Genomic DNA, 10,674 nt, shown 5'->3' on the forward strand with positions numbered 1-10,674 from the left:
GATATAATGTTAAAAAAGAGGATTTATAAACTACTTGCTATTGCCTTTATCTTATGTAGTACTTCTGGTTTTTTAGAAGCCAGTTCAGAAAATAACACCGTCGTAGTCGCAATGGGAAATACTTCAGAACCTGAAGGTGGATTTGATCCAGCTTTTGGATGGGGTGCTGGGGAACATGTTCATGAACCTCTTATTCAAAGTACACTTACAACAACAACAAAAGATTTAAAAATTGACTATGACTTAGCCACAGATATAAAAGTATCTGATGATGGTCTACAATGGACTGTTACAATTAGAGATAATGTTTTCTTCACTGATGGAAAACCATTGACAGCGGAAGATGTGGCTTTTACATACAATAAAGTTAAAGAGTTAAGTACTGTAAATGATTTTACTATGTTGGATAAAGCCGAAGCTAAAGATAATAAAACTGTTGTTTTTTATATGAATAAACCTTATTCTATTTGGCCTTATAGCATGGCTAATGTTGGAATTGTTCCCAAACATGCCTACAATGAAAACTATGGTCAAAATCCCATAGGTTCTGGTAGATACGTTTTACACCAATGGGACAAAGGTCAACAAGTTATTTTAAAAGCTAATCCTAACTACTATGGTAAAGCTCCGAATATTGAAAATGTTGTAGTTTTATTTATGAGTGAAGATGCTGCTTTTGCTGCAGCTAAGGCAAATAAAGTTGATGTGGCATATACAACTCCCTCTCTCTCTCAAGAAAAAATTAAAAACTATAACATTCTAGCTGCACACTCAGTAGATAATAGAACATTTAACCTACCTACTATCCCTAAAAATGGGAATATTGGTAATGATGTTACCAGTGATTTAGCTATTAGACAAGCTATTAACATTGGTCTTGATAGAGACCGTTTAATAAAATATATTTTAAAAGGTCATGGAACTCCCGCCTATGGAGTGGCTGACAAGATGCCATGGTTTAACAATAATACTGTGGTTACGTACAACCCTGAAAAAGCTAAAGAGATTTTAGATAAGGCTGGTTGGAAAGTTGGAAAAAATGGGATTAGAGAGAAAAATGGTATTCCTGCCAAATTTAATCTTTTATATCCTGCAAATGATTCTGTTAGACAGGCGTTAGCAGCAGAAACAGCAAACCAACTTAAAGATTTAGGAATTGCTGTAACTTTTGAAGGTGTGGGTTGGGATACTGCTTACACTAGAGCACAATCTGAACCTTTAATCTGGGGTTGGGGTGCACACACTCCTATGGAGATGTATAATATATATCACACAGCTCCCAATAGTAAATTAGCAACTTACTCTCCATACTCTAATAAAGAGGTGGATAAATTAATGGACCAAGCTCTTTCCACTAATGATCTACCTAAATCTTTTGAACTTTGGAAAAAATCACAGGAGGAAGTTTTTAAAGATATCCCTTGGATTTGGTTAGTTAATATTGATCATTTATACTGGGTTAAAAATGGGCTTAATGTTGCTGCTCAAAAGATTCACCCTCATGGTCATGGTTGGTCTATCGTTAACAATGTCGATCAGTGGTCTTGGAGTAAGGAGCAATGAAAAGCACCAACTCTATTATAAAACAAATAATTAGAGCTGTTTTTTTAATCTTCTGTGTCAGTGTTATATCTTTTATTTTAGTTTCTTTATCCCCACTTGATCCAATAGAGATGAATCTGGGGCAAACTATTAAGGGCTCTATGTCCCCTGAACAACTACAAAAAATTCAGGAATATTGGGGAGTAAATACTCCCCTAACTGAACGTTATATAGCTTGGTTTAAAGATTTTTTAAGGGGGGATATGAATATCTCCCTCCTATATAGAAGACCTGTTATACAAATTCTTCAAGAGAGATTATATAGTTCTCTATGGCTCATGGGAATAGCTTGGCTTCTATCTGGTTTTTTAGGATTCTTCTTAGGTGTTTTAGCTGGATTTAAAAGAAATAAAATTGTTGATCATATTATTCACAAGTATGCCTTAATATCTGCCAGTGTTCCATCTTTTTGGTTCGCTCTTTTATTGCTTATAATTTTTTCTGTTTGGCTAGATATTTTTCCTATTGGAATGAGTGTTCCTATTGGAATGGATTTTTCCAATGTAACATTTAAAGATAGACTTTATCACGCTATTTTACCAATCATTACTCTTATTTTTGTCAATTCATCTGCTATAATTTTACATACGAGAGAAAAAATGATTGAAGTTTTAGATAGTGATTATGTTCTATTTGCTAAAGCTCGTGGTGAAAATACTTTTAGTATTGTATTTAGACATAGTATTAGAAATATTCTTTTACCCGCTATAACTTTACAATTTGTATCTATAAGTGAAATCTTTGGTGGTTCTGTTTTAATTGAAACTGTTTTCTCCTATCCTGGACTTGGTCAAGCTACTGTAAAGGCTGGACTTGGTGGAGATGTTCCTCTTTTATTAGCCATAACGGTTGTCACTGCAACCATTGTCTTTTTAGGTAATTTAATAGCGAATCTATTGTATGAAATAATTGATCCTAGAATAGGTATAAAAAAGAAAAAGGAGTGATTAGATGCTAATCAGAGTAAATAATAAGCAAAAAGATATCTTTACGCTTAGCTTTACATTTATTTTTTTAATTGGAATCACTCTTTTAGGTTGGTATTTTTCAGAGAACTCCTTAAAAGTTGATTTCACTCAGACAAATATCTCACCTAATACAAAACATATTTTTGGTACAGATTGGATGGGACGAGATATGTTCAGTAGAACTCTTTCTGGACTTTCAATGAGTATTAGAATAGGGCTTATCACCGCTGGTATCAGCTCTGTTATTGCCCTTTCATTAGGTACTCTTGCCGCATTTGGTGGAAAGACTGCAGATGGAATTGTAACCTGGTTAATAGATTTAATAATGGGAATTCCACATATTCTTCTTTTAATTTTAATATCTTTTGCCTGTGGAAAAGGATTTTTAGGTGTGATTACAGGAGTTACTCTGACTCATTGGCCCAGTCTTGCTAGAGTTATTAGAAGTGAAGTTCTATCTCTTAAAAATAGTGATTATATCTCAGTCTCTCAAAAACTTGGAGTTAGTAAATTTCATATTGTTAAAAATCATATGATTCCCCATCTACTTCCACAGTTTTTATTGGGTCTTATTCTTTTATTTCCCCATGCTATACTTCATGAGGCCAGTATCACTTTTCTAGGATTTGGGCTCTCCCCTGAACAACCTGCAATCGGTATAATTTTATCAGAAAGTATGCGTTATCTTTCAACTGGTAAGTGGTGGTTAGGTCTTTTTCCCGGATTTTTTTTAGTTTTAATAGTTGTTTTATTTGACTATGCTGGACATAATTTAAGTAAAATTTTTAATGTTAATCAAATTCATAAGTAGGAGGATGTATGGATAAAACTGACAATAGAGAGATACTTAAAGTTAAAGATTTATCTATCTCTTTCACTCAATATAATGGTTTAAAAAAAGAAACGACTCAGACTATACATAATTTAAGTGTATCTGTGCATGAGGGAGAGATTGTTGCCATTGTTGGTGCCAGTGGTTCTGGAAAGAGTTTACTAGCCCATAGTATTTTAGGTATATTACCATATAATGCCACTTTAAGTGGTGAAATATATTTCTATGACAACCTTTTAACAGAGGAAAAAAAAAGAGAGGAAAGGGGAAAAAATATTGCTTTAATTCCTCAGAGTGTATCCTACTTAAATCCTTTAATTAAAATTGGTTCACAGATTAGAAAAGGTGATAATAGCTCAAAAGCTAAAGAGAGATGTTTAGAAATTTTGAGAAAATATAAATTGGATGAAAAAGTCGCAAATATGTATCCTTTTCAATTATCAGGAGGTATGATTCGTAGAGTTCTTATATCTACAGCTGTGTATAGCTCCCCTAAACTTATTTTGGCAGATGAACCAACTCCTGGGCTAGATTCTAAAACTTTAAATCACATTGCGAAGCATTTTCAAGATTTAGCAAACGAAGGTATTGGTATTCTTATTATTACCCATGATTTGGATATAGCATTAAAAATAGCCAATAGAATCGTTGTTTTCTATGATGGAAAAACTATTGAAGATATCTCCACCAATGATTTTTCTTCATTAGATAATTTAAACCACCCCTATACAAAAGCTCTATTTCACGCTATGCCACAAAATGGTTTTCATTCATTTTCTCTAAATTGTTTCTCACAAGGCTCTGAAAATAAAGGGTGCTCCTTTTATAATAACTGTTCACATGCAAATCCTAAATGTTTGGGAAATATTCCCTGGAAAAAAACAAACTCTGGATTTGTAAGATGTATTTTAGAAAAGGAGGATAAAAATGTACTTAAAAGCAAATAATATATCATATAGTCATATTCCCAATGGTAAAAATATTTTTGAAAACTTAAATTTTCATATTAAAAGTGGTGAAAAAATTGCTATTACTGCACCTAGTGGATTTGGAAAAACCACTCTTTGTAAAATACTTTCTGGATATGAAAGTCCCAGTAGTGGCGTAGTTCTTTTAGATGATACACCTCTTCATAAATTTAAAGGCTATTGTCCTGTTCAAATGATATGGCAACACCCTGAACAAGTACTTAATCCCAGACTTAGAATGAAACAAATTTTAAAAGAATCTGGTGAGATAGATGAAACACTTTTATCAGACTTGGGAATTCAGGAAAAATGGCTCAACCGTTTCCCTAGAGAACTTTCTGGTGGAGAGCTTCAAAGATTTTGTATAGCACGTGTTCTAAATAAAAAAACTAAATTTTTATTAGCTGATGAGATTACAACAATGTTTGATTTAATCACTCAAAGTCAGATATGGCAGGTTATTTTAAGGTTCTGCGAAAAAGAGAATATAGGTATTGTTATAATCAGTCACTCTCAAGCTCTTATTAATAAAATTTGTACTAAAGAGCTACCTTTAAAAAACCTTATTGAGGAAACAAATGAAAAGCCATGAAGACTCATGGCTTTTATTGTTTCTATTGCTTTCTTAAATCCAATTTAGAGGAGCCTAATAATTTCTGTCTTGAATAGTTTGTTGCTCCATAGATTATCTTTTGAATGTTTTGTGTTAAATTTCCTAAAGCTCTTACAACAATACCTGGAATCTCCAACTTAGATACTCCATACTTCACATCTATATCATACTCTTGTAGATACTCTCTCATATTTTCCACAAACTCTAAATCTATTCTTGAATCTATTATAATTGCTGTTCCATAGTTCAGATAGTTTTCAAAGTGTCCCATTGAAAATAAATCATTTTTCTCTGGAGATAACATCAATTTATCCAATAGAATTAATCTATTATCTAAATAGATTCTATTCTTCATTTTAGCCAACTTATATTGAAATGGCTTTCCATCTGAGGACCATCCTGCTGTTATTCCCTCCGCCAATATCAGAGTTGATGTGGAATCTAGATATATATCTGTCTCCTGATCAAATCTAGCATCTTTAAACAGTATTGTATTATCCATAATATATTCTAATACACTATTTTCCTCTAATTGTATCTTTGTAAATTGCTTAGCTGGAATATTGTTTAGACATTTATAGATTATTGTTGGCGTTTGGGTAGTTATGATGCTTCTTGTATCCTTTTTTAGATGTATATCATTGTAACAGTGTTCGCCCTCTAAGTATCCTCCACCCATATGCATTAAAAAATAGCATGGAATTTTTTCATCATCCAAGTGTATAGTGGGAGAAACTTTAAAAACACCCTCATGATATATTTTTTTTATAATTGTTTCATTTCTTGGAATATGATTTTCCAATATGATTTCAATTTTTCCATCACATCTTTCCATAGCTATCTTAACCCTTCTAATAAACAGTTCTTTTTAATCCACTTTACTACCTCTTCTACTCCTTCATCTGTTTTTAAATTTGTAAAAATAAATGTCCCTTTATCTCTAAAATGAAGTGTATCCTGCTCCATAACTTTTAAATTTGCTCCTACATATGGCGCTAAATCTATTTTATTTATTATAAAAAGATCACTTTTTATCATACCTTGACCAGCTTTTCTTGGAATTTTTTCTCCCTGTGCAACGTCTATTATATATATTGAAAAGTCCACTAAATCTGGACTAAATGTAGCAGCTAGATTATCTCCTCCACTTTCTAGGAAAATAATATCCAAATTAGGAAAATCTTTTTTCATTTTATCAAGAGCGGCAAAGTTCATTGAAGCGTCCTCTCTTATTGCTGTATGAGGACAACCTCCAGTTTCAACTCCAATTATTCTACTTCTATCTAAAACAGAGTTTTCAGCCATAAATTTGGCATCCTCTTTTGTATATATATCATTTGTTATTACACCCATTTCATATTCATCATTTAATCTTCTAGTTACTCTTTCAACCAATAAAGTTTTTCCTGCTCCTACGGGTCCTCCAACACCAATTACAACTGGTTTCATCTTTAATCACTCTCCTAGTTTTATTATGACATAAATAATCTAAATGTTAATATTTCGTGATTCATTTGAGATATCTCAAGTCCGGGAATATTATATCCTAAATCATCAATTGATAGCTCCTCTATCTCCTCTCTCACACCTTCTAAAGTTGAAAGAGCATTCTGTAAAACTTTTTGTCCATCTTTTTGTCCCAACGGTATTGCTCTAACAGCACTTTGAACTAAAGTAGATGCCACACTATATCCATAGGATACAATTGCCATATCTTTTTTTACATTTAAATAATGCATCAAAATTGCAAAAACAATTGCAGGATTTCCATAACTTATATTTTTATCTATTCTCTCTTTATACTCTCTTAATAGATCTATATCAAAAAGTTCTAATACAACATCTAATTTTCTATATGCTACTAATTTAGCACCTTCTCTACTTTCCATAGCAACATTTTGAACTGTTAAAAGTTGATCTATATTCCAAACTTCATTTTTTTCATTTTTTTCTAGTAATTCATATACCAGCTTAACTGCTAATCCTTCATTATATAAATATTGATTTTTGAAAAAAATGGTCAACCATCTATTAAATGTGTGAGCATCACATATAACATCTTCTCTTAAATATGTTTCCATTCCATAGGAATGGTTAAATGATCCAATTGGAAAAGCGGAATCACAAACTTGTAATATATTTAATATTTGCCAAGTTATAATTGTCTTTTCTTTATCGCTATTATTAGTCATGACTATGTCCATGATGCCCATGACTATGCTCAATATGTCTCAAGGCTTTTTTAAATTTTAAATGCTCTATATCAAAAGGCCATTTTTTTTCTTTTAAAGTATTATCTAAATATTTATCATAATGAAGATATATCTTTTCATTTTCTACCTTTATAGGTGTATGCATATTTCCTAAAAAATGAGCGATTTCTCCCATCTGATCCATATCTTGGGGAGATATTACCAAAACTTTCTCTAAATCTGTTTCAATAAATACTATTTTTTTACCATCATTATATAGTATTGATCCATTTTCTAATTTATCTCCACTCTCTTTTAAACTAATTCCATATTCATTTCCATTTACAGATTCAACTCTCAAAATTTTCTTTTCTAAGTCATCACTTTTTATTACAATCTTTTCTATTTCGTAGTTGCCCTTACCGTTGATATCCTTTATGTTTCCCAAGACTCTTTCAAATAGCATATTCCCTCCTAAGCGAACTTTATTTATGATAATTTCAGACGAGAGAATAATCTCTCGTCTGATTTTTATTTAAAACAGATAATATCTTTGTGCCAATGCGAACTCTTCAAATGGATCACAAGTTATTAATTCACCATTAATTGTTACTTCATATGTTTGTGGGTCAATTTTTATATCTGGTAATTCACTATTAAATTTCATATCCTCTTTTGTAAGATTTCTTAAATTTTCAACTGGTAAAACTATTTTTTCCAATCCTAACTTCTCTTTTACATTATGATCATAAGCGTACTTAGATACAAAAGTTATATGAGAATGGTATAGAGCTTTTCCTTTAGCTCCATATAGTTCACGAACTAATCTTGGCTCTGTTGTTGGTAAACTTGAACTTGCATCTCCCATTACTCCATAAGCTATTGTTCCACATTTTAATATCATCATAGGTTTTGTTCCAAACATTTTCGGTTCCCATAGAACTAAATCTGCATATTTTCCAACTTCTATTGAACCTATATGTTTACTTGCTCCAGAAACTATAGCTGGATTTATAGTGTATTTAGACACAAATCTTTTTATTCTATTATTATCACAGTATTCACTGTCCCCTTCTAATGGACCACGCTGTTTTTTCATTTTATCTGCCAATTGCCATGTCTTCATATTTACTTCTCCAATTCTTCCCATGGCCATTGTATCTGAACTCATCATACTAATAACACCCATATCCTGTAATACGTCTTCAGCTGCTATAGTTTGTTTTCTTATTCTTGAATCCGCAAAAGCCACGTCTTCTGGTATCTTTGGATCTAGATGGTGACAAACCATTAACATATCAAGTTCCTCAGGAACACTATTTTTTCCATATGGATTTGTTGGACTTGTAGATGAAGGTAAAACATTTAGATGACTTGCCATTACCATTATATCTGGAGCATGACCTCCTCCTGCACCCTCAGTATGATATGTGTGAATTGTTCTTCCAGCTATTGCTTTTAATGTATGCTCAACGAATCCACCCTCATTTAACGAGTCTGTATGTATTGCAACCTGAACATCATACTTATCTGCAGCTCTTAAAGTATAATCTATACCTGCCTGTGTTGCTCCCCAGTCCTCATGTATTTTTAATCCTACAGCTCCTGCCTCTATTTGCTCAGCTATAACTCTCTCATTATCACCAGCTCCTTTACCTAAAATTCCTATATTTATAGGTAGATTATCATGAGCTTGTAGCATTCTTTCTATATGCCATGCACCTGGAGTAGCTGTTGCAGAACGAGTTCCATCTGCTGGTCCTGTTCCACCTGCGAATATTGTTGTTATTCCATTATCAAGTGCAGCGTGAACTATATCTGGTGTTATTAGGTGAACGTGTGTGTCTATTCCACCTGCTGTAACAATAAGTCCCTCTCCTGCAATAGACTCTGTACTCGCTCCAACAACAAAATCTATATTATCCATTAAGTCTGGATTTCCACCTTTACCGATAGCAATTATCTTACCATCTCTAATTCCAATATCAGCTTTATATATTCCAGTGTAGTCGATAATTACAACACTATTTATTATTGTATCTACAACTAAAGGATTCCCTTCTCTAGTTTCTATAGGATTTAATCCCATTCCATCTCTTAGAGTTTTTCCTCCTCCAAATTTTGATTCCTCTCCATATACTGTTAAATCTTTTTCAATCTTTGCAAATAAATTGGTATCTCCAAGTCTTATACTATCTCCTGTTGTAGGACCAAACATGTCTGAATATTTTTTTCTATCCATCTCAAAACTCATAACTTGAACCTCCTAGTCTAAATAACCATCAATTTTATTATTAAATCCAAAAACTCTTCTTCTTCCACTAAAATCGATTAACTTTACAACTTTCTTATCTCCTGGCTCAAATCTTACAGCTGTCCCAGAAGGTATATCCAATCTTTTTCCTCTAGCCATGTCTCTGTCAAAATCTAGAGCGCAATTTGCCTCATAAAAGTGAAAATGTGATCCCACTTGCACAGCTCTATCACCATTATTAACCACTTCTACCTCTATCGCTTCATGACCTTTATTGCAAACTATTTTATCTTTCCCTAATATATATTCACCTGGAATCATAAATGTCTCCTCCTTATTTTAATTTAAAACTATTGTATTGGGTTATGTACAGTTACAAGTTTAGTTCCATCTCTAAATGTTGCTTCAACTTGAATTAAAGGAATCATCTCTGCTATTCCTTCCATTACATCCTCTTTTTTTAGTAGGGTTTGACCATAAGACATTAACTCTTCTACACTTTTACCATCTCTTGCACCTTCTATTATTTCATCACATATGTATGCTATAGTTTCAGGGTAATTTAATTTAACTCCTCTATTCTTTCTTTTTCTTGCAACTTCGGCTGCAACGCTTATCATTAATTTTTCTTTTTCTCTTGTTGTCAAATACATATATTTACCACCTCATTTAATAAATTAGAACTCTACCACATGTCAATCAACATTAGAAATCCTGGAATCCAAGCTGTTACTATACCCTCAAAGATTGCTAACATAGGTGTAAATTTACCTAAATTTTTCTTAGGAACTGTTTCTATCCAACCTGTTAACCATAGGACTCCCCAAAGCCACCAAATGATGCTCATTCTCCAATCTGACTTTAAAGATAAGTATCCAGCAGGTAGTGTGTTTATTGTAACGAACAGGCTGAACCATCCATAGGGAATAGGATTCAAATTAAAAATTCCATTTATAGCTACATATAAATATGTAAACGTAAATAGCAATCCAGTTGCACCACTGTAATAATCACCTCTTGTTATGGAAACAATATTTAATATAAGAGTTAATCCACCGGTAAATATATTCATTACAGATTGTGCTTTTCCATCTACATTATAAAGTCTGCACATACCATTACTAATTAAAACTATTCCTACAAACAACAGAGCTACACCTAGCATATTTTCACCTCCTTTTAAATTTTTATTTTGTATTCTATTCATGTCGCTAAGTTATACAAAACTATAATATAATTTCTTTT

At 32.4% G+C, this 10,674-nt stretch carries 13 protein-coding genes; 5 read left to right on the plus strand and 8 right to left on the minus strand.

The features are described from left to right. From ACMOUI_RS01820 to ACMOUI_RS01840, 5 genes are all read left to right on the plus strand, one after another. Nucleotides 1–1,563 (plus strand): ABC transporter substrate-binding protein (locus tag ACMOUI_RS01820; protein WP_418964041.1); only part of this gene is annotated, 1,563 nt, incomplete at its 5' end. After that, on the plus strand, nucleotides 1,560–2,549 hold the full coding sequence (locus tag ACMOUI_RS01825) for an ABC transporter permease (protein ID WP_418964042.1): 990 nt from the start codon (nucleotides 1,560–1,562) through the stop codon (nucleotides 2,547–2,549). The genes ACMOUI_RS01820 and ACMOUI_RS01825, both read left to right, overlap by 4 nt. 4 nt (nucleotides 2,550–2,553) lie before the next feature. Then, complete coding sequence (locus tag ACMOUI_RS01830) at nucleotides 2,554–3,381, plus strand: ABC transporter permease (RefSeq protein ID WP_418964043.1); 828 nt, start codon at nucleotides 2,554–2,556, stop codon at nucleotides 3,379–3,381. Nucleotides 3,382–3,389: 8 nt separating this feature from the next. Next, a complete protein-coding gene (locus ACMOUI_RS01835) occupies nucleotides 3,390–4,349 on the plus strand; it encodes an ATP-binding cassette domain-containing protein (RefSeq protein ID WP_418964044.1) in 960 nt (319 codons plus the stop codon). Continuing rightward, nucleotides 4,330–4,962: an ABC transporter ATP-binding protein gene (locus ACMOUI_RS01840; RefSeq protein WP_418964045.1), complete on the plus strand. Its 633-nt coding sequence runs from the start codon at nucleotides 4,330–4,332 to the stop codon at nucleotides 4,960–4,962. The genes ACMOUI_RS01835 and ACMOUI_RS01840 overlap by 20 nt, the downstream gene beginning before the upstream one ends. 22 nt (nucleotides 4,963–4,984) lie before the next feature. Here the strand turns inward: ACMOUI_RS01840 and ACMOUI_RS01845 are convergent, their stop codons facing one another. The 8 genes from ACMOUI_RS01845 to ACMOUI_RS01880 form a co-directional block, all read right to left on the minus strand. Beyond that, nucleotides 4,985–5,818 (minus strand): urease accessory protein UreD, encoded by an 834-nt coding sequence (locus ACMOUI_RS01845; protein ID WP_418964046.1) that lies wholly within the window; start codon nucleotides 5,816–5,818, stop codon nucleotides 4,985–4,987. Nucleotides 5,819–5,820: 2 nt separating this feature from the next. Further along, nucleotides 5,821–6,432 (minus strand): urease accessory protein UreG, encoded by a 612-nt coding sequence (gene ureG / locus ACMOUI_RS01850; protein ID WP_418964047.1) that lies wholly within the window; start codon nucleotides 6,430–6,432, stop codon nucleotides 5,821–5,823. A 23-nt stretch (nucleotides 6,433–6,455) separates the two neighbouring features. Next, nucleotides 6,456–7,175, minus strand: coding sequence for an urease accessory protein UreF (locus ACMOUI_RS01855; protein WP_418964048.1), 720 nt, complete (start codon nucleotides 7,173–7,175; stop codon nucleotides 6,456–6,458). Continuing rightward, complete coding sequence (locus ACMOUI_RS01860) at nucleotides 7,168–7,641, minus strand: urease accessory protein UreE (RefSeq protein WP_418964049.1); 474 nt, start codon at nucleotides 7,639–7,641, stop codon at nucleotides 7,168–7,170. Before ACMOUI_RS01860 ends, ACMOUI_RS01855 begins: the two co-directional genes overlap by 8 nt. Before the next feature lie 69 nt (nucleotides 7,642–7,710). Next, entirely contained in the window at nucleotides 7,711–9,429 is a 1,719-nt protein-coding gene (ureC, locus tag ACMOUI_RS01865; protein ID WP_418964050.1) for an urease subunit alpha, read from the minus strand. Between the two features lie 12 nt (nucleotides 9,430–9,441). Next, nucleotides 9,442–9,750 carry an urease subunit beta gene (gene ureB, locus ACMOUI_RS01870; RefSeq protein ID WP_418964051.1) on the minus strand — a complete coding sequence of 103 codons (309 nt, stop codon included), beginning with the start codon at nucleotides 9,748–9,750 and terminating at the stop codon, nucleotides 9,442–9,444. A 29-nt stretch (nucleotides 9,751–9,779) separates the two neighbouring features. Then, complete coding sequence (locus tag ACMOUI_RS01875) at nucleotides 9,780–10,082, minus strand: urease subunit gamma (protein WP_297433581.1); 303 nt, start codon at nucleotides 10,080–10,082, stop codon at nucleotides 9,780–9,782. A gap of 32 nt (nucleotides 10,083–10,114) precedes the next feature. After that, on the minus strand, nucleotides 10,115–10,594 hold the full coding sequence (locus ACMOUI_RS01880) for an AmiS/UreI family transporter (RefSeq protein WP_418964052.1): 480 nt from the start codon (nucleotides 10,592–10,594) through the stop codon (nucleotides 10,115–10,117). Between the last annotated feature and the right edge of the window lie 80 nt (nucleotides 10,595–10,674).

It is taken from the genome of Cetobacterium sp. (genome assembly GCF_048470075.1).
Taxonomy (GTDB): Bacteria; Fusobacteriota; Fusobacteriia; order Fusobacteriales; family Fusobacteriaceae; genus Cetobacterium_A.